This is a genomic window from Mycolicibacterium aurum (genome assembly GCF_900637195.1).
Classification (GTDB): domain Bacteria; phylum Actinomycetota; class Actinomycetes; order Mycobacteriales; family Mycobacteriaceae; genus Mycobacterium; species Mycobacterium aurum.
The window spans coordinates 1,069,662-1,089,440 of the sequence record NZ_LR134356.1 but is presented as its reverse complement, the minus strand read 5'-3'; the positions used below and the strand labels follow the sequence as shown (position 1 = coordinate 1,089,440).

General features: G+C 66.6%; 12 protein-coding genes. 4 read left to right on the top strand and 8 right to left on the bottom strand.

Annotated elements, in window-relative coordinates; translation table 11 throughout:
* Window positions 1-42: 42 nt before the first annotated feature.
* Window positions 43-585, bottom strand: a complete 543-nt coding sequence (locus EL337_RS05195; protein ID WP_048630007.1) for a hypothetical protein — start codon at window positions 583-585, stop codon at window positions 43-45.
* A 158-nt stretch (window positions 586-743) separates the two neighbouring features.
* On the opposite strand from EL337_RS05195, the gene EL337_RS05190 reads away from it, so the two are divergent.
* From EL337_RS05190 to purU, 3 genes are read left to right on the top strand one after another with little or no spacing between them, the layout of a single operon-like run.
* Window positions 744-1,790: a class I SAM-dependent methyltransferase gene (locus EL337_RS05190; RefSeq protein WP_048630809.1), complete on the top strand. Its 1,047-nt coding sequence runs from the start codon at window positions 744-746 to the stop codon at window positions 1,788-1,790.
* A 6-nt stretch (window positions 1,791-1,796) separates the two neighbouring features.
* A complete protein-coding gene (locus tag EL337_RS05185) occupies window positions 1,797-3,482 on the top strand; it encodes a glycosyltransferase (RefSeq protein WP_048630006.1) in 1,686 nt (561 codons plus the stop codon).
* 4 nt (window positions 3,483-3,486) lie between these two features.
* On the top strand, window positions 3,487-4,374 hold the full coding sequence (gene purU, locus EL337_RS05180; protein ID WP_048630005.1) for a formyltetrahydrofolate deformylase: 888 nt from the start codon (window positions 3,487-3,489) through the stop codon (window positions 4,372-4,374).
* Window positions 4,375-4,476: 102 nt separating this feature from the next.
* Here the strand turns inward: purU and EL337_RS28685 are convergent, their stop codons facing one another.
* Window positions 4,477-6,720 (bottom strand): PGRS repeat-containing protein, encoded by a 2,244-nt coding sequence (locus EL337_RS28685; protein WP_235666614.1) that lies wholly within the window; start codon window positions 6,718-6,720, stop codon window positions 4,477-4,479.
* 770 nt (window positions 6,721-7,490) lie between these two features.
* On the opposite strand from EL337_RS28685, the gene EL337_RS05165 reads away from it, so the two are divergent.
* Entirely contained in the window at window positions 7,491-8,333 is an 843-nt protein-coding gene (locus EL337_RS05165; protein ID WP_048635014.1) for an FkbM family methyltransferase, read from the top strand.
* Here EL337_RS05165 and EL337_RS05160 read toward each other — a convergent pair.
* From EL337_RS05160 to rpoB, 6 genes are all read right to left on the bottom strand, one after another.
* The gene (locus tag EL337_RS05160) at window positions 8,309-9,376 is read right to left on the bottom strand and encodes a phosphatase PAP2 family protein (RefSeq protein WP_109860242.1); all 1,068 of its coding nucleotides are present in this window, start codon (window positions 9,374-9,376) and stop codon (window positions 8,309-8,311) included. The genes EL337_RS05165 and EL337_RS05160 overlap by 25 nt on opposite strands.
* 102 nt (window positions 9,377-9,478) lie before the next feature.
* On the bottom strand, window positions 9,479-10,231 hold the full coding sequence (locus EL337_RS05155) for a deoxyribonuclease IV (RefSeq protein ID WP_048635013.1): 753 nt from the start codon (window positions 10,229-10,231) through the stop codon (window positions 9,479-9,481).
* A gap of 36 nt (window positions 10,232-10,267) precedes the next feature.
* Complete coding sequence (locus EL337_RS05150; RefSeq protein ID WP_048635012.1) at window positions 10,268-11,167, bottom strand: phytanoyl-CoA dioxygenase family protein; 900 nt, start codon at window positions 11,165-11,167, stop codon at window positions 10,268-10,270.
* 141 nt (window positions 11,168-11,308) lie between these two features.
* Entirely contained in the window at window positions 11,309-12,076 is a 768-nt protein-coding gene (locus EL337_RS05145) for an alpha/beta fold hydrolase (protein WP_048635011.1), read from the bottom strand.
* Window positions 12,077-12,172: 96 nt separating this feature from the next.
* Window positions 12,173-16,126, bottom strand: a complete 3,954-nt coding sequence (locus EL337_RS05140; RefSeq protein ID WP_048635010.1) for a DNA-directed RNA polymerase subunit beta' — start codon at window positions 16,124-16,126, stop codon at window positions 12,173-12,175.
* A 40-nt stretch (window positions 16,127-16,166) separates the two neighbouring features.
* Window positions 16,167-19,667, bottom strand: coding sequence for a DNA-directed RNA polymerase subunit beta (gene rpoB, locus EL337_RS05135; protein ID WP_048635009.1), 3,501 nt, complete (start codon window positions 19,665-19,667; stop codon window positions 16,167-16,169).
* Window positions 19,668-19,779 lie beyond the last annotated feature (112 nt).

The following is a 19,779-nucleotide window of genomic DNA, read 5'->3' as shown; positions in this document are numbered from 1 at the left end:
CTGTTACAGAAGTTCTACAATCGCACAAGAAGTGTAATACGTCTACCGGCCGCCGCAGAGCTGGGCGAGTTTGTTGCGGCCCTCCTCGGCGGCGCGGTAACGGCCGGCTTGGAGTTCGTCCTGGTTCGTCACGCCGGCAAGGGCGTTCACCCCGAGCTGCTGCAGGGTGTTTCCGAACGATCGCGCGGCGTCGGCAAGGTCGGTGGGGGTGTCGGTGCCGATCTGACTGAGCAGGTAGTCGCCGCCCCCCAGCATCGCCAACCGCGCGTTGGCAGCGACGGCTTCCACCGCGGCCGGTTCCGTGCCGATGTTGGCGTTGGTCTGAAGCTGCACGGCCATGGCGACGACGTGCCCGGCCGTGCAGACGCGGTCCTTGGCATCGCCCGTCAGCGGCGTGCCGTCAGACGAGGCCGACATTTGCTCTGGGACGCTCATCAACGCCCACACCGCCACTCCGACCGCGATCAGCGCCACCACCAAGGCGATCGGGGCGAGCGGTGAGCTCTGGCGCGAGACTTTCTGGGGCACTCTCGACACCCGAAGTTCGTCACGCGCGTCAGTTGCGTCTTTTCTGGAGTCAGCCACGACGCGATGGTAAGACCATTCGACTGCGCAATATGTCGTGATGTTCGAAATGGCGACAGATCGCGACCCGACCGTCACCTCGAGTTTTGTTCCTTCGCAAGAGATTCTTTGTGTATTGTCGGCCGTCGGGGAGTCCGGAATTTTCTAGGGGTGTGGTGATGTCGATAGATACGTCGTACATGCGAGAGGCGATGGCGCGCCGACTGCTTCGCCGGGGTGTGTCGACCGGGCAGGTCACCTTGCCGGCCGTGCCCGGAATGCTCGAGGAATATGTTTCCCTATGCAATAAAATTTTCTCTGCGCTCGGACGCAAATTCTCCGCCGACGAAGTCGACCACTTGAGGTCTTTGCTCGCAAAAGAATTGGCCATCGCGTTCTCGGAATCGAATCGGTCGAACATCGTCATTTCTTATGACGCCCCGATCGGGACGGTGCTGAACTACCACATCCGGCCGGAGGCGACGTCGCTCGCCGACACCTACGACAACTGGGTCGCCACCCGCAAACCCCCGTTGTTCGGGAGCAATCCCGATGCCAGGGTGAGCGCGCTCGCAGCCGAGATCGCAAACCCCACCACGGCACGGGTGCTGGACATCGGCGCAGGCACCGGCCGCAACGCGCTGGCGCTCGCCCGCAGAGGGCATCCGGTAGACGCCGTCGAGCTGACGCCGAAGTTCGCCGAGATCCTGCAGGCCGAAGCCTACAAACTGCTGCTGAACGTCCAGGTGATCGACCGCGACATCTTCGAGACACTGGATGACCTGCAGAAGGACTACCAGCTGATCATCCTGTCCGAGGTCAGTCCGGACTTCCGGGATACCAGGCAGCTGCGCGCCGTGTTCGAACTGGCGGCCACCTGTCTGGCGCCGGGAGGGCGCCTGGTGTTCAACGTCTTCATGCCCCGTCCCGGGTACATGTCCGACGACGCCGTGAACCAGCTCGCCCAGGCGGCTCGCGAACTGGCACAGCAGGTGTACTCGGGGATCTTCACCGGCGAGGAGATCGATACCGCCTCGGCGGGGCTGCCGCTTCGCCTGCAGACCAACGACTCGGTGTACGAGTACGAGAAGGCCAATCTTCCCGCCGGTCACTGGCCGCCGACGGGGTGGTACCCCGAGTGGGTCAGCGGCCAGGACATCTTCGACGTCCCCCGCGAACAGTCACCCGTCGAAATGCGCTGGCTGGTTTACCAGAAGACGGGATAGCCGACAGTGTCTGCGACGGCGCCCACGATCTGCCTGAACATGATCGTGCGCAACGAGGCACATGTGGTCCACGAGGTGCTCGACTCGGTCGCCCCATTCATCAGTTCCTGGGTGATCGTCGACACCGGATCCGACGACGGCACCCAGGACAAGATCCGCAACCATATGGCGGCCCTGGGCATCCCCGGAGAACTGCACGAGCGCCCATGGCGGGACTTCGGGCACAACCGTTCCGAGGCACTCGCTCTCGCACGCGGGCACGGTGACTACATCTGGGTCATGGATGCCGACGATTTGTTGGTCGGCACACCGGATTTCAGCGGCCTGACCGCAGATGTCTACCAGCTGCACTACGGGCCCGACGTCTCGTACTGGCGACGGCAACTCTTCCGCAGCGGTCTGCCATGGCGGTACATCGGTGTTCTGCACGAGTACGCCGACTGCGACCGACCGTATGTCGAGGACCGCCTCGACGGTGACTACTACATAGAGTCCAGGCGTCTCGGCGGGCGCAATCTCGATCCGCAGAAGTACGCGCGTGACGCGGAGATCCTGCTGGCCGAGGTCCGCCGCAATCCCGACGATCCACGGTCGGTGTTCTATCTCGCCCAGAGCTACTTCGACTACCGCGATTTCGCGAATGCGCATACGTGGTACGCGCGGCGCGCCGACATGGGCGGCTTCGACGAAGAGGTCTACTACTCGTTGCTGCGCGTCGCGAACACGCTGCACGAACTCGGTGAGACGTGGCCGGTGGTTCAGGATGCCTATCTGCGGGCCTGGGAGCACCGGCCCACTCGCGCAGAGGCGCTGTACGCGATCGCGCGCCACTACCGCGAAGAACAGCGTTACCTGCTCGGCTACTTCTTCGCCGAGCGCGCCGCCGCAATACCGTTGCCGGACCAGGATGTGCTCTTCGTCAACGCCGAGGTATACACCTGGCGTGCACTGGACGAGCAGGCGGTCTGCGCGTCGTGGATCGGCAGGTTGGACGAGTCGTTTCGGCTCTGCCGACAGCTGCTGCGCCGCGACGACATCCCTGAGGACGATCGGCAACGCATCGCAGGCAACCGGGACGTCTGCGTCCCGGCGCTGCTGGAGGAGGCATCCGCTTATCCCGGACCACGGACCATCGGCCGACCCGACGGCGATGTCACCGTCACCGTGGTCGCCGGCCCCGACCGCGGGGTGACCGAGCGCACGCTGAATTCGCTGTTGTACAGCTGCTCTGACGTTGACCGGATACAACGCGTGCTGATCCTCGACATCGGCATGTGGCCGGAGGACAGGACCGCCTTGACCGAGGCCTATCCGTTCGTCGAGGTCCAGCCCGCTCCGCCCGGAGTGAACCCGACTCAGATTCGCGGGGCGGTCGGTACCCGCTTCTGGTGGCATCTGGGTATGGGGTGGCAGCTTTTCGGGGCCGACGACTACGTCGGCCGGCTCACGGCGATTCTCGAGGCCGAGCCCGGCATCTATCAGGTGGGGGTCAACTACACCGACGCCGACAAGTTGAGCGGTGCGGTGGCGCCGCGGCATTCGGCCCGCCGAGGCGACGGTACCGGCCGCTATACGCTGACCGACTCCGCGGCGAGCGGCCCGGCCATGTTCGACTGCTCCCGCTGGAGTGGGGACGAAACCAGTTTGCACACAGCGACACTCGACGAAGTTCTGTGCGTCCTGCAGGGCTGAACTGATGCCCGAACACACCGGCGCTGACCTGCACGGGGCGAGAGACATCGGCCGGCTCCTGCTGCGCTGTGCAGATCGGCCCGGACTCGTCGCCGCGGTGAGCACATTTCTCGCCGACACCGGCGCCAACATCATCTCGCTGGATCAGCACTCCACGGAACGCACCGGCGGAACGTTCATGCAGCGCACCATCTTCCATCTCCCAGGGTTGACTGCTGCCCGCGATGCGTTGGAGCGCGACTTCTCGGAACGAGTGGCCGAGCCGTTCGACATGGATTTCCGCCTCACCGAGGCCGCCAAGCCCAAACGCGTGGCCATCATGGCGTCCAAGGAAGACCATTGCCTCCTCGACCTGTTGTGGCGCAACCGGCGTGGGGAACTGGACATGTCCGTCGTGATGGTGGTCGCCAACCATCCCGACCTCGCGGATGCGGTCCGACCGTTCGGCGTTCCCTTCATTCACGTGCCTGCCCGCAAGGACATCCGCGACGAGGCGGAGCGGCGCCAACTCGACCTGCTACAGGGAAACGTCGATCTGGTGGTTCTTGCCCGCTACATGCAGATCCTGACACCGGGCTTCATCGGGCAGGTCGGTTGTCCGCTGATCAACATCCATCACTCCTTCCTGCCCGCGTTCATCGGTGCGTCGCCATACCGGCGGGCGAGAGAACGCGGAGTGAAACTGGTTGGTGCGACTGCCCACTACGTCACCGATGACCTGGATGAGGGTCCGATCATCGAACAGGATGTGGTCCGCGTCGACCATCGACACAGCGTCGACGACCTCGTCCGCCTCGGCGCCGACGTGGAACGAGCCGTGCTGTCGCGAGCGGTGTTATGGCACTGCGAAGACCGCGTGATCCGCCACGGCAATCAAACCATCTGTCTCTGACCGCGTTTCGTCCCGTCCCACGTAGCGCGCCTCTGGGGTTGCGCGACAAAAGGGGAAGGCCCCCCTCCCGTAGGAGGGGGGCCTACCCGATCGGTTGTCGGACTAACCTGCAGCACCACCGGAGCCGCCGGAGCCGCCCGCGCCGCCGCCGCCGCCGGCACCGCCGCCGCCGCCCGAGCCGCCCGAGCCGCCGGAACCACCGGAGCCGGATCCACCGGACGAGCCGCCGGCACCACCGGAACCGCCGTCACCGCCCTTGCCACCGGCGCCGCCGGCGCCACCCTTGCCGTCGGACGTGCCGGGCGTACCGACGGTGCCGCCGCTGCCGGCCTTGCCGGATGCGCCAGCGCTGCCGGCTCCGCCCTTGCCACCGGTAGCACCGGTCGAGCCCGCCGCGCCGGTCGCGCCTTCCGTGCCGGCAGAACCGGCGCTGCCGGCCGATCCGGTTGCCCCGGTCGCACCCGTGGCACCGCTGGAGCCCGTCGCTCCCGTGATGCCGGGAGCACCCGAGGCGCCCTGTGCGCCCGTCGCGCCCGTGGCACCTGCAGCACCGCTCGCACCGGTCGCGCCGGTCACGCCGCCCTTACCGGCAAGACCGGAGCCACCGAAGAGGCCGCCCTTGCCTGCCGTTCCGGCTGTACCGGCCTGGCCGCCCGCACCACCGGTGCTGCCGCCCAGACCGCCCTTGCCGCCTGCGCCACCGTTGCCGCCGGTACCGCCGGCGCCACCGGCGCCACCGTCACCGCCGAGGCCGCCGGCACCGCCGGTTCCACCCGTGCCGCCCGTGCCGCCCGTGCCGCCCGTGCCGCCCTGGCCACCTGCGCCGCCGGTTCCACCCGTGCCACCGGCACCGCCGGTTCCACCCGTGCCGCCCGTGCCGCCGGTTCCACCGGTGCCGCCGACGCCACCAAGGCCGCCCTGACCGCCGAAGCCGGTGCCGCCGGCGCCGGTGCCGCCAGCGCCGCCGGTTCCACCCGTGCCGCCAGTTCCACCGGTTCCACCGGTACCGCCCGTGCCGCCCTTGCCGCCGATGCCACCGGCACCGCCGGTTCCACCCGTGCCGCCGGTTCCACCGGTACCACCCGTGCCGCCGGTTCCACCGGTGCCACCGGTGCCACCCGTGCCGCCCGTGGCGCCTGCGCCGCCGACGCCACCCTTGCCGCCGGTGGCACCCGTGCCGCCCGTGCCGCCGGTGCCGCCCGTGCCACCTGCGCCGCCCGCACCGCCGGTGCCACCGTTGCCGGCGTTGCCTGCGTTGCCGCCCTTACCGAACAGGCCGCCGCTGCCGCCGTTGCCGCCGTTGCCGCCCTTGCCGCCGACACTGCCGGCTCCGCCCATCACCTGGGGTGCGTCACCGCCGACACCACCGGTGCCACCCGCCGAGCCGGCTGTGCCTGCTCCGCCCGTGCCACCCTTCGCGCCCTGGCCGCCGACACCACCGGCTTGGCCGGTCCCGCCGACACCTCCGGTGACGCCGACACCACCCGTGCCGCCGGCAAGGCCTGCCCCGCCGACTCCACCGGTACCGCCGACGTCTCCGGCCACGCCGGTTCCGCCGGTGTCGCCGGTTCCGCCGGTTCCGCCCGCGGCGCCGGTTCCACCTGCTCCGGTTCCGCCGGCGCTACCCGTCGCACCCACGTTTCCGGCCGAGCCCGCAGCGCCTGCGGTGCCTGCTGCACCTGCCGCACCTGCGGCACCCGTTGTGCCGGCGGTGCCTGCTCCACCCGCGGTACCGGTGGTGCCGAACCCGCCGGCCTTACCTGCGTCTCCGTAGCCGCCGGCCTTTCCGGCCTTGCCCACTTCGGTGGCGTCGTCGCCGTTGGCGCCGTTGCTACCGGCCGTCGCGCCGGCCAGGCCGACGACGCCCGCATTGCCGGACGGGCCGACCGCGCCGGTCGCACCGGTGACGCCGTCACCGCCGTTACCGCCGTTGCCGCCGCGTCCGAACAGCGCGAAGCTACCGGCGTTGCCGCCGTTGCCGCCATTGGCGCCGAATCCGCCGTTGCCGCCGTCGCCACCGTTGCCGCCGAACAGGCCGCCGTTTCCACCGTTTCCACCGGCCACGCCGGCGACGTCACTGTTCCAGCCGCTGCCGCCGTTACCGAAGAGGATGCCGCCGTTCTGGCCGGTACCGGCTGCTCCGTTACAGATCAGGCCGCACGAGGTGCCGCTGAGATCGACGATCCCGGCAACCAGGTTGTTGGGCGCCGGACTGCCGGAGCCGCCGAAGCTGACCGTGTACCACGGCTCGGTCGCGTCCGAGCCCGTCGACGTCAGTTGAATGGCGGCGGTCACGGGTCCCGGCCCCCCCGGAGGCGCGAGGAACATCATTCCTGCGGCCACCATTCCCGCACCTGCGAGGCCGGTGGTGATTACTGGGCGGACCACACTCTTGGTACCGCCAGACTTTTGCTTACGTCGATTGGACAAGGCCTTAAACCCCCTACTGAGAACCCGATCGGAGCCTGCATGGCGCAGACGGACGGAAATTAGCACCCGGTTTTACCTGCTCGAAGGTTTTCGCCAGGTTAAATTCGCGGCCTTTTGCGTTCTCAAGTAGCTATCCCCATCGACTCTGTGCTATCGCAAATTTTGCGTTCGCCAGAAGTTTGCTCAATCCGCACAGGAGGCCGTCATCCGGGCAGGTCGGCAGCGCGAGGGCCCTGTTGTGACCGAGTTTCGCGGCCGGGAATGGCACCACGCCGGCGTGAAAAGTCCCGGCGGCGGTTGCACTTATCGGGAGCAAATTTCATGTGCGTTGCGCCCGGCGCATGTACTGCGCGTCCCGCACATCGCCGCAGGGGCGACGCCCCCCGTGGACACGCACCCGGCGACGGCACCGAGATGCGCAGGCAGTCAACACAGTCCGGAATGCGGGCCATAGCGGTGATCCACTCGAAAATTCAGACTCCAGCAAACAGGCACAGAAGAGTCGGAGGGTTGCCTCGGTGCCACCAAGTCATGTCTGATCAGCCAAAAAACGAAACGGGCCATCGGTCCAGCTAACGGCAGGGACGCCGGGCTGACCAATGAGTTCTCCGGAACCTCCTCCGCACGAACGGTACATACGTTTCGCTTGTGCCGACGTGCGAAACGATCGCGTGAGGGCGACCCTTATGACCACTGCTTTGAGAGATCTGCTGGCGCCACAGCGCCTGACCGACGTTGTCGACATCGGCGCCAATCCCATCGACGGGGAGCCGCCCTACCGTCCGATGCTGGCGTCTGGCCTGTGCCGGGTCACCGGCTTCGAGCCGCAGGCCGACGCGCTACGGGCGCTGCAGGCCGGCAAGGGGCCGCACGAACGCTATCTCCCCCATGCGGTCGGCGACGGCGCCGAACACACCCTCAACATCTGCCGCGGGTCGGGCATGACCAGCCTCTACGACCCGGATCCGCACACGCTGAGCCTGTTCGAGGTACTGGAGCCCTACGGCGAGGTGATCGACCGGGTGCCGTTGGCCACGCAGAAGCTGGACGACATCGCGGCTATCGAGCACATCGACTATCTGAAGATCGACATCCAGGGCGGCGAGCTGGCCGTATTCCAGCATGGCCGGGCGAAGCTCGCCGACACAGTGGCGATCCAGACCGAGGTCTCCTTCGTCACGTTGTACCGCGATCAGCCGAGCCTCGGTGACGTCGACCTGGAGCTACGCAGCCAGGGCTTCATCCCGCACTGCTTCGCCGCGATCAAAAAGTGGCCGATCGCGCCGTATGTGGTCAACGACGACCCGCGCTGGGCACTCAACCAGCTTCTCGAGGCCGACATGGTCTACGTCCGCGACTTCTCCCGACCGGACTCGCTCACCGACGAGCAACTCAAGCACCTCGCGCTGATCGCCCATCACTGCTACGGCTCGTTCGACCTCGCGATGCACTGCGTGATGCTGCTCGAGAAGCGTTCATCGCTCGAAAACGGTGCGCAGCAGAGCTATTCGCGGATCTTGGCCGCCTGACGGCGCTCGAACTGCCGCAGCACGACGATCACCACCGCTGCCAGCGCCCACCCCAGCAGCAGGTCGATGACGTAATGCTCGGCCGTATAGACCAGGGTGAACCCCATGATCAGCGGATAGGCCACCAGCACGGGCCGCCACCAGGTGCTCACCCTGGTCCAGAGGAACACCGCGATCGCCATCGACAAGCCCGCGTGCAGCGACGGGATCGCCGCCACCAGGTTCACGCTCGCCTGCCCCTGGTCGATCAGTGAACTGGCGCTGTGCAGGTTGAGCTTGCCCCACCCGCGACCGACGATGCGCTCGATCCAGTCGTTGGCACCGGGCTGGGCGCTCTGCATGGCACCCAGGACGCCGCCGTCGGGGACGCCGCGCGCCGACCTGAACATGCACCCGGGATCCGACGGTCCGCCCTCGACGTCGGCAGGCGTGCACCGCGCGGCCGCCCACGGCGGCGCGGCAGGCACCAGCGCATAGATCACCAGCGCGGTGAACGACAGCCCGACGAACAGCCGCACGAAGGACTTCCACTCGTCACGGTTACGCAGCCACAGCACTCCGGCAATCACGTACGGGAGGATGAAGAACGACATGTAGACGCTGCTGATCACCACCTCCCACCAGGGCGGGTGGGGCAGCTTGAGCTGCTCCTGCAGCCACACTGTCGGCATCGTCCCGAAGAACATCGCGCGGTCCGCATCGGCCTGCCACTGCCACAGCGTCGGTGTCCCGACCAGCAGGGCCGCTCCCCTGCTGAAGTCGTAGGCGATCAGCACCAGCGCGAACGGCAGCCAGTCCCGGACGACGTAGAACACGCGTCTGCCCTGACCGATGCTTGCGGCGATCAGCCCGGTGCAGATGTAGAGCAACAACAGCTCACGGTTGAAGGCGAAGCCCTCGGTCACGGTGCGCCAGATGACGACGACGGCCCAGACCGTGACGGCAGTCCACCGTACGAACCGCAGCCGGCGAGTACGCGATGCGGCGTTTCGCACAGCAGCGGCCGGCGCCAAGCTTGTCGACTGCTGGTCGATCGCGGACACAAAGGCCTTTCGACGCGAGAACGGGCTGAATCTCGGCGTCAGCCTAATTAACCGCGGGGCCGTCCGCCGTTCAGCCGCCGTTCAGCGGCGAGCCGTCAGATTTCAGCCGAGGTGCTCGCGCAGAAACGCGATGTCGTCCTTGCGGCCCTCGTCCGAGGTTTCGCAGATCACCGGAGCACCGGCAGCCTCGACCACAGCGACCAGCAGCTGCGGATCGATCTGGCCGGTGCCGAAGTTGGCATGCCGGTCCGCGCCGGAACCCGCGGCGTCACGGGAGTCGTTGCAGTGCACCAGGTCGATGCGTCCGGTGATGCCCTTGATCCGCTCCACAGAGTCGATCAGCGCCTCGCCGGCCGCCCACGCATGGCAGGTGTCCAGACAGAACCCGATGCCCGTGTCGCCGATGTGGTCCCACAGTCGGGCGATGGTGTCGAAGTGGCGGGCCATCGCATGGTCGCCGCCGGCGGTGTTCTCCAGATAGACGGGCACGTCGGTCTTGAGGCTGGCCAGCGCCTTCACCCACCGCTCGAAGCCGGCGTCCATGTCATTGTCGTCGGCGTGCCCGCCGTGCACGATGACCGCCGTCGCGTTGATCTCCGCCGCCGCATCGCAAGTGTCCTGCAGGATCTTTCGAGACGGGATGCGCACCCGGTTGTTGGCCGACGCGACGTTGATCAGGTACGGCGCGTGCACATAAATGGGCACCGGCGACGCCTTGAGCACGTCGGCGTCGTCGCGGGGCGGGGGTTTCTTCCAGCTCTGCGGGTTACCGAGGAAGAACTGGACGACGTCGGCACCGTCGGCCTGCGCCGCCGCCAGGGGATCGTCTCCGTGGACATGCGAACCAATGAGCACGACGCCGAGTCTAGAGGCGCCTTGTGACAGCCCGGGTCAGCCCCGGATCGAGACCGTCGTGCGCGGCATGTAGGCGTCGAACAGCGTCGTCGCGACCGCCGCGACGTCGTCGCTGAGCGGGTACATGTGGCGGTACTGCAGCACCTGCTTGCCGATCAGTCCGAGGCGTTCAGTGAACGACGGCAGTCGGCCCGGGTCGAGCAGTGGACTGTTGAACGGTGCCTTGTCGCCCCGCTGGAACTCGAATGCGGCGCTGATCCGGGCGGCCTTTCCCAGCCTGCTGCCCCGGCTGCCCCAGTGCAGGACCGCCTGATTCCACGCGAGCAGGCTGCCCGCGGTGGCAGGCAGGGCGCGGATGTCCTGTGGATTCTGCACGACGTTGTTGCCGTCACCGTCCCAGCGCCGCTCGACGAAGCGTGGATCATGGTGCGCTGGAAGCACATACATGCATCCATTGAGCGGCGTCGCATCGGTGAACGGCAGCCAGACCGTCAGCGTGTGCGGTGAGTTGTCGTGGTCCAGCGTCGTTTGCACACGGTCGCGGTGCGGGCCCCATCCGCACGCATTCTCGTTCGGCGGCACGTACCAGACCCAGAAGTCGGGCAGCGCGCGATACCCCTCGCCCAGCACCGTCGACAGGAACGTCGACAGGCCCTGGAAGGCGAGCCACAACTCGTCGTAGACGAAGGCGAACGGCAGCGGGATCCCGCGCTGGGTGAGCGTCGTGACGGCGTCCCGGATCGGCGCGGTGGCGTGCTCGGCGAACGCGTCGGGGACCTGGATGTAGCCCTCCCGTTTCAGGTCTGACATGAGCAGACCCGTATCGCCGACCGACGCCGGCACCGCGCGGCCGCCTCCGTCGATCGACATGTGGGGGCAGAGCTGATGCCAGAACTCCCGACGCTCCACCTCATGCGCTGCCAGCGTGGTCAACATGACCGCGACGATACTCGCAACGGCATTGCTGATCGGCCCGATTCCGGGCGATCACCACGACACGCCGGGGGACCCTTCACGCAGATGGTTGCCTATGCAACCATCTGCGTCGATCGCGGAGACCGATGGCGACGACGTTTGCTAACCGCGGTCGCTCAACCGCGCGGTCACCGCAGCGAGCACCGGGCGCACCTCGCCGAAATAGGTGCCGAGGTGAGTTCCGCCCGCGATGACGTCGAGCGTCGCACCGACTTGCTCCAACGCCTCGACGTCCGCCCGCACGTGCGGCATGATCCAGTCGCGCGATCCGGCGTAGTAGGTCGCCGCGCAGCTGATCGACGCCGGGTCTACGAAGCGGGTGGGACGCAGGGAGCCCTCGATGGCCGCCGCCACCGCCAGAGGGTCGTTCGTGTCCTCGATCATCTTGCGAAACGCTTTGTCGGACACACCGAATGCCCGCCATACGGCCGCCCAGTCGCCCGCGCGGAGAAAGCCGGCGAGCGGAATCAGCATCCGGGCGGCCTCCGCGTCATGTGCGTGCATGGCATAGCCGCCCACCACAAGGTGCGCGGCGCGCTCCGGGTGCCGACCGGCCAGTCCGCAGGCGAGCCAGCCGCCCCGTGAGTAGCCCCAGATCGTCGCCCGCTCGATATGTTCGGCGTCGAGAACGGCGACCAGATCCGCCGTCACCCCCTCGGCGGTGTAGCAGTCGGCGTCATGGGGCCGGTCGCTGTCGCCGTGCCCGAGCGGGTCGACGTTGACGACTTTCCAGTCGCGAGCCAGCGCGTCGACATAGCCCAGATCGGCCCAGTGCCGCGCCGCCAGCATCGTTCCCCCGAGCAGCATAAGCGGCGGACCCGCGCCGTCCACGGTGTAGTGGATACCGAACCCGCGCGACGTCGTCCGCATGCCGTCGAGTGTCTACGGATTCGGCCCGCGAATCAGCCCAACGAAAAAGCCCCCACCTCCCGAAAGCGGGAGTGGGGGCCTTTCCGTTGCTACTGCCTACCGGTAGTCGCTGTAACCGTAATCGTCCAGCGGCACCGCGGGGCCGGTCGCCTGGCCGAAGTCCGGGCTGTAGTACTGATCCTCGTAGGACGGGATCGTGTACGCCGCAGCACGGGCCTCTTCGGTCGGCTGCACCTGGATGTTGCGGTACCGGTTGATGCCGGTACCGGCCGGGATCAGCTTGCCGATGATCACGTTCTCCTTCAGACCCTGCAGCTTGTCGCTGCGGCAGTTGATCGCCGCATCGGTCAGCACGCGAGTGGTCTCCTGGAACGACGCCGCCGACAGCCACGAGTCCGTGGCCAGCGATGCCTTCGTGATACCCATCAGCACCGGGCGACCCGCCGCGGGCTCGGCGCCCTCGGCGACCACCCGACGGTTCTCGGTCTCGAACTCGCCGCGCTCGGTCAGCGAGCCGGGCAGGAACTCCGTCGCACCCGAATCGATGATCGTGACGCGACGCAGCATCTGCCGGACGATGACCTCGATGTGCTTGTCGTGGATCGACACACCCTGCGCGCGGTACACCTCCTGGACCTCCTTGACGAGGTGGATCTGCACCTCGCGGGGGCCCTGGACGCGGAGCACCTCGTGCGGGTCGGCGGAGCCTTCCAGCAGCTGCTGCCCGACCTCGACGTGGTCGCCGTCGGTCAGCAGACGCTCGGAGCCGTCGTCGTGCTTGAACACCTTCAGCCGCTGACGACGCGAGAGCTTGTCGTACACGACCTCTTCGCCCCCGTCATCGGGAACGATGGTGATCTTGTAGAACTTCTCGCTCTCCTCGAGGCGAATACGCCCTGAGACGTCGGCGATCGGGGCACGGTTCCGTGGGATACGGGCCTCGAACAGTTCCTGCACACGGGGCAGACCACCGACGATGTCGGCGCCACCGGTGACACCACCCTGGTGGAAGGTACGCATGGTCAGCTGCGTGCCGGGCTCGCCGATGGACTGCGCGGCCACGATGCCGACCGCCTCGCCGATGTCGACCAGCTTGCCGGTCGCCATCGAACGGCCGTAGCACATGGCGCACACGCCGGTGCCCGTGGCGCAGGTCAGCACGGAGCGGACCTTCACCTCGGTGATGCCTGCGGCCAGCAGAGCGTCGATCGCCGGATCACCGAGATCGTGTCCACGCTCGACGATCACGGTGCCGTTGGCATCGACCGCGTCGGTGGCCAGCGTCCGCGCGTAGGCGGACGTCTCGATGTGCTGATCACGCAGCAGCGGTCCGTCGGCCTGAAGCTCGGCCAAGGTGACGTTGATGCCACGCTCGGTCTCACAGTCGGTCTCGCGCACGATGACGTCCTGCGACACGTCGACCAGACGACGGGTCAGGTAACCCGAGTCCGCGGTACGAAGCGCCGTATCCGCCAGACCCTTACGGGCGCCGTGGGTGTTGATGAAGTACTCCAGCACCGTCAGGCCCTCACGGAACGAGGACTTGATCGGGCGCGGGATGAACTCACCCTTCGGGTTTGTCACCAGACCCTTCATGCCGGCCAGCGTCCGCGTCTGGGTGAAGTTACCCGTGGCACCCGACTCCACGATCGTGATGATCGGGTTGTCCTTCGGGTAGTGCGACTTCAGCGCCTGACCGACCTCTTCGGTCGCGTCCTGCCAGATCTTGACCAGTGCTTCGTTGCGCTCGTCACGGTTGAGCTTGCCGCGCTGGTACTGCTTCTCGATGCCGTCGGCTTCCGCCTCGTAGCGCTCGAGGATCTCCTGCTTCTGCGGCGGCACCAGCACGTCGGACATGGCGATGGTGACACCCGAACGGGTGGCCCAGTAGAAGCCGGCGTCCTTGAGCTTGTCGACGGTCTGCGCGACCACGATCATCGGGTAGCGCTCGGCGAGATCGTTGATGATCGACGCCTGGACCTTCTTGTGCATCTGCTTGTTGACGAACGGGTAGCCCCGCGGCAGCAGCTCGTTGAACAGGACACGGCCCAGGGTGGTCTCGGCCAACCAGGCGTCGCCCATCTTCCAGCCGTCCGGGAACTGCTCGGCCTCGACCTCGGCCGGCGGACGCTGTGACGTCAGCCGGATCTTGATCTTGGCCCGCACGCTGAGCGCGCCACGGTCCACCGCCATCTGGGCCTCGGCCGGCGAGCTGTACACGCCGGTCTCCGCCTGATCCTTGGCTGCCGCGGCGCCCTCACCCGTGTCACCGTCGATCTCGGTGGTCAGGAAGAACAGACCGGTCACCATGTCCAGACGCGGCATGGCCAGCGGGCGGCCCGACGCGGGCGACAGGATGTTGTTCGAGGACAGCATCAGGATGCGGGCCTCGGCCTGCGCCTCCGCCGACAGCGGAAGGTGCACGGCCATCTGGTCGCCGTCGAAGTCGGCGTTGAACGCCTCGCAGACCAGCGGGTGCAGCTGGATGGCCTTGCCCTCCACCAGCTGCGGCTCGAAGGCCTGGATACCGAGGCGGTGCAGCGTTGGTGCGCGGTTCAGCAGCACCGGGTGCTCGGAGATGACCTCTTCGAGGACATCCCACACCTGGGGACGCTGACGCTCGACCATGCGCTTGGCGCTCTTGATGTTCTGCGCGTGGTTCAGGTCGACCAGGCGCTTCATCACGAACGGCTTGAACAGCTCGAGTGCCATCAGCTTGGGCAGACCGCACTGGTGCAGCTTGAGCTGCGGGCCGACGACGATGACCGAACGGCCCGAGTAGTCGACACGCTTGCCGAGCAGGTTCTGACGGAACCGGCCCTGCTTGCCCTTGAGCAGATCCGACAGCGACTTGAGCGGACGGTTGCCCGGTCCGGTGACCGGACGGCCGCGACGACCGTTGTCGAACAGCGCGTCCACGGACTCCTGCAGCATCCGCTTCTCGTTGTTGACGATGATCTCAGGGGCACCGAGATCGATCAGCCTCTTGAGACGGTTGTTGCGGTTGATCACGCGGCGGTACAGATCGTTGAGATCCGAGGTCGCGAAGCGGCCACCGTCGAGCTGGACCATCGGGCGCAGTTCCGGCGGGATCACCGGGACGGCGTCGAGGACCATGCCCATCGGCGAGTTCCGGTTGGTCTGGAACGCCGCGACGACCTTGAGTCGCTTGAGCGCGCGCAGCTTCTTCTGGCCCTTGCCGTTCTTGATGGTGTCGCGCAGGCTCTCGGCCTCGGCGTCGATGTCGAAGGTCTCGATGAGCTTCTTGATCGACTCGGCGCCCATGGCGCCCTCGAAGTACTCGCCGTAGCGGTCCTGCAGCTCGCGGTAGAGCAGCTCGTCGACGATCAGCTGCTTGGGAGCCAGCTTGGTGAACGTCGTCCAGATCTCCTCGAGCCGGTCCAGCTCACGCTGGGTCCGGTCGCGCAGCTGGCGCATCTCGCGCTCGCCACCGTCGCGCACCTTGCGGCGCACATCGGACTTCGCGCCCTCTTCCTCGAGCTCCTTCATGTCGGCTTCGAGCTTCTGGGCCCGGGCCTCCAGGTCGGCGTCGCGCTGATCCTCGATCGCCTTGCGCTCGACGGCCATCTCGGCCTCAAGCGTGGACAGCTCGTTGTGACGCATCTCGGTGTCGACCGCGGTGATCACGTAGGCCGCGAAGTAGATGATCTTCTCGAGATCCTTCGGAGCCAGGTCCAGCAGGTAGCCCAGACGTGAGGGCACGCCCTTGAAGTACCAGATGTGCGTGACGGGTGCGGCCAGTTCGATGTGGCCCATCCGCTCACGGCGCACCTTGGCGCGAGTCACCTCGACGCCGCAGCGCTCACAGATGATGCCCTTGAAGCGGACACGCTTGTACTTGCCGCAGTAGCACTCCCAGTCGCGAGTAGGTCCGAAGATCTTCTCGCAGAACAGGCCGTCCTTCTCTGGCTTGAGCGTGCGGTAGTTGATGGTCTCCGGCTTCTTGACCTCGCCGAAGGACCAGTTGCGGATGTCGTCCGCGGTCGCGAGACCGATGCGGAGTTCATCGAAGAAGTTGACGTCTAGCACGTAACTCCCTTTCCCCTTTCGGGATTAGAAACTTGAACGATCAGGCCAGGTCTTCGACAGATGCGGATTCGTTGCGGGACAGGTTGATGCCGAGGTTGGCAGCAGCGCGCTCCAGGTCCTCGTCGTCGCCGTCACGCATTTCGATCGCCGCGCCGTCCGAAGACAGCACCTCGACGTTCAGGCAGAGCGACTGCAGCTCCTTGAGAAGCACCTTGAACGACTCCGGGATACCGGGTTCGGGGATGTTCTCGCCCTTGACGATGGCTTCGTACACCTTGACGCGACCCACCGTGTCGTCGGACTTGATGGTGAGCAGCTCCTGCAGCGTGTAGGCGGCGCCGTAGGCCTGCATGGCCCAGCACTCCATCTCGCCGAACCGCTGACCACCGAACTGCGCCTTACCACCCAGCGGCTGCTGCGTGATCATCGAGTACGGACCGGTCGAGCGGGCGTGGATCTTGTCGTCCACAAGGTGGTGCAGCTTCAGGATGTACATGTAGCCCACCGTCACCGGGTACGGGAACGGCTCGCCACTACGGCCATCGAACAACTGCGACTTGCCCTCGGCGTTGACCATGACGTCTCCGTCGCGGTTCGGCAGCGTCGAGCCCAGCAGACCCTCCAGCTCACCCTCGCGGGCACCGTCGAACACCGGGGTGGCCACGATGCTGTCCGCCGGGGCCGACAGCATGTCCTCGGGCAGGTTCGCCGCCCACTCCGGGGTGCTTGCGACGTCGATGTTCCAGCCGGCCTTGGCGACCCACCCGAGGTGGGTTTCCAGGATCTGGCCGATGTTCATACGACGCGGCACACCGTGGGTGTTCAGGATGATGTCCACCGGGGTGCCGTCCGGCATGAACGGCATGTCCTCGATCGGCAGGATCTTGCCGATGACGCCCTTGTTGCCGTGGCGTCCGGCGAGCTTGTCACCGTCGGAGATCTTGCGCTTCTGGGCCACGTAGACGCGGACCAGCTCGTTGACGCCGGCCGGCAGCTCGTCGTCGTCCTCGCGCGAGAACACGCGGATGCCGATGACCTTGCCGGACTCGCCGTGCGGCACCTTCAGTGAGGTGTCGCGGACCTCGCGGGCCTTCTCGCCGAAGATGGCACGCAGCAGACGCTCTTCCGGGGTCAGCTCCGTCTCGCCCTTGGGCGTGACCTTGCCGACCAGGATGTCGCCGTCGCGAACCTCGGCGCCGATGCGGATGATGCCGCGCTCGTCGAGATCGGCCAGCACCTCATCGGAGACGTTCGGGATGTCCCGGGTGATCTCCTCGGCGCCCAGCTTGGTGTCGCGGGCGTCGATCTCGTGCTCCTCGATGTGAATCGAGGTGAGCACGTCCTCTTCGACCAGACGGCTGGAGAGGATGATCGCGTCTTCGTAGTTGTGGCCCTCCCACGGCATGATCGCCACGAGCAGGTTCTTGCCCAGAGCCATCTCACCGTTCTCGGTGCACGGACCGTCGGCGAGCACCTGACCCGACTCGACACGCTGCCCGGCGTCCACGATCGGACGCTGGTTGGCGCAGGTGCCGTGGTTGGAGCGGGCGAACTTGCGCATCCGGTAGGTGTGCCGGGTGCCGTCGTCGGCCATCACGGTGATGTAGTCGGCGGAGACCTCTTCGATCACGCCGGCCTTGTCGGCGACAACCACGTCACCGGCGTCGATGGCGGCACGGAGCTCCATGCCGGTACCGACCAGCGGTGCCTCGCTACGCACCAGCGGAACCGCCTGGCGCTGCATGTTGGCACCCATCAGGGCGCGGTTGGCGTCGTCGTGCTCGAGGAACGGGATCATGGCCGTCGCGACCGACACCATCTGGCGCGGCGAGACATCCATGTAGTCGACCTCGGTGCCCGTGACGAACTCGACCTCGCCGCCCTTACGGCGGACCAGGATCTTCGACTCGGTGAACCGGTTGTCGGCATCGATCGGCGAGTTGGCCTGCGCCACGACGTGGCGGTCCTCCTCGTCGGCGGTCAGGTAGTTGATCTCGTCGGTGACCTGACCGTCGATGACCTTGCGGTACGGCGTCTCGATGAAGCCGAACGGGTTGACCCGCGCGTACACCGACAGTGAACCGATCAGGCCGATGTTCGGGCCTTCCGGCGTCTCGATGGGGCACATCCGGCCGTAGTGGCTGGAGTGCACGTCGCGGACCTCGAGGCCGGCGCGCTCACGGGACAGACCACCCGGGCCCAGCGCCGACAGGCGGCGCTTGTGGGTCAGACCCGACAGCGGGTTGTTCTGGTCCATGAACTGCGACAGCTGCGACGTGCCGAAGAACTCCTTGATCGCCGCCACGACGGGACGGATGTTGATCAGGGTCTGCGGCGTGATCGCCTCGACGTCCTGGGTGGTCATGCGCTCACGCACGACACGCTCCATACGCGAGAGGCCGACGCGGATCTGGTTCTGGATCAGCTCGCCGACGGTACGCAGACGACGGTTGCCGAAGTGGTCGATGTCGTCGACCTCGACGGGCACCTCGGAGCCACCGGGCGCGGTCATCGTCTGGTCGCCCTGATGCAGGCGGACCAGGTACTCGATGGTCGCGACGACGTCCTCTTCGGTCAGCGTCGAACTGGTGATCGGCTGGCCGACGTTGAGGCCCAGCTTCTTGTTGACCTTGTAGCGGCCGACGCGGGCCAGGTCGTAGCGCTTCTCCTTGAAGAACAGGTTCTCCAGCAGGGTCTGCGCGGACTCCTTGGTGGGGGGCTCGCCCGGTCGCAGCTTCCGGTAGATGTCCAGCAGCGCCTCGTCGGTGCCTGCGGTGTTGTCCTTCTCCAGCGTGCTCATCATGATCTCGGAGAAGCCGAAGCGCTCCACGATCTGCTCGTTGGTCCAGCCGAGCGCCTTGAGCAGCACCGTGACGGGCTGACGACGCTTGCGGTCGATACGCACACCGACGGTGTCGCGCTTGTCGACGTCGAACTCGAGCCAGGCGCCGCGGCCCGGGATCACCTTGACGCTGTGCAGCGTCTTCTCGGTGGACTTGTCGATGTTCTCGTCGAAGTACACACCGGGCGAACGGACGAGCTGGCTCACCACGACACGCTCGGTGCCGTTGATGATGAAGGTGCCCTTCTCGGTCATCATCGGGAAGTCACCCATGAAGACCGTCTGGCTCTTGATCTCGCCGGTGTTGTTGTTGATGAACTCGGCCGTGACGAACAGCGGAGCCGCGTACGTCATGTCCTTGTCTTTGCACTCGTCGACGGGGGCTTTCACCTCGTCGAAGCGCGGATCGGAGAACGACAGCGACATCGAGCCGGAGAAGTCCTCGATGGGCGAGAGCTCTTCGAGGACTTCCTGCAAACCGCCCCGGGGGTCGACGTCACCGCGATCGACAGCCCGCTGGAACCAATCTTCTGCGCCGATCAACCACTCGAAAGACTCTGTCTGAACGTCAAGTAGCCCCGGAACCTCAAGCGGCTCGCGGAGTTTGGCGAAAGAAATTCGATTTGGTGCTCCGGGAACGGAGTTGTTAGTGGTTGACTCGATCTGGCGGGACCCTGCCAAGATGCATCCTTCCAGCACCTAATGCGACTCTTCGGAAAGCCGGAGGGGCCGGAATCCGTGTTTGTCGCGCATCTGCGTCGGTTCGGCCGGCTTCACCAGGCCTCCCGTACGCACGGCACGCGTCTAGATC

Excerpts from the sequence above, each read along its gene's own strand:
- EL337_RS05190 (WP_048630809.1), top strand. The coding sequence starts at position 744 with ATGTCGATAGATACGTCGTACATGCGAGAGGCGATGGCGCGCCGACTG.
- purU (WP_048630005.1), top strand. The coding sequence starts at position 3,487 with ATGCCCGAACACACCGGCGCTGACCTGCACGGGGCGAGAGACATCGGC.
- EL337_RS28685 (WP_235666614.1), bottom strand. The coding sequence starts at position 6,720 with ATGGTGGCCGCAGGAATGATGTTCCTCGCGCCTCCGGGGGGGCCGGGA.
- EL337_RS05165 (WP_048635014.1), top strand. The coding sequence starts at position 7,491 with ATGACCACTGCTTTGAGAGATCTGCTGGCGCCACAGCGCCTGACCGAC.
- EL337_RS05150 (WP_048635012.1), bottom strand. The coding sequence starts at position 11,167 with ATGTTGACCACGCTGGCAGCGCATGAGGTGGAGCGTCGGGAGTTCTGG.
- EL337_RS05145 (WP_048635011.1), bottom strand. The coding sequence starts at position 12,076 with ATGCGGACGACGTCGCGCGGGTTCGGTATCCACTACACCGTGGACGGC.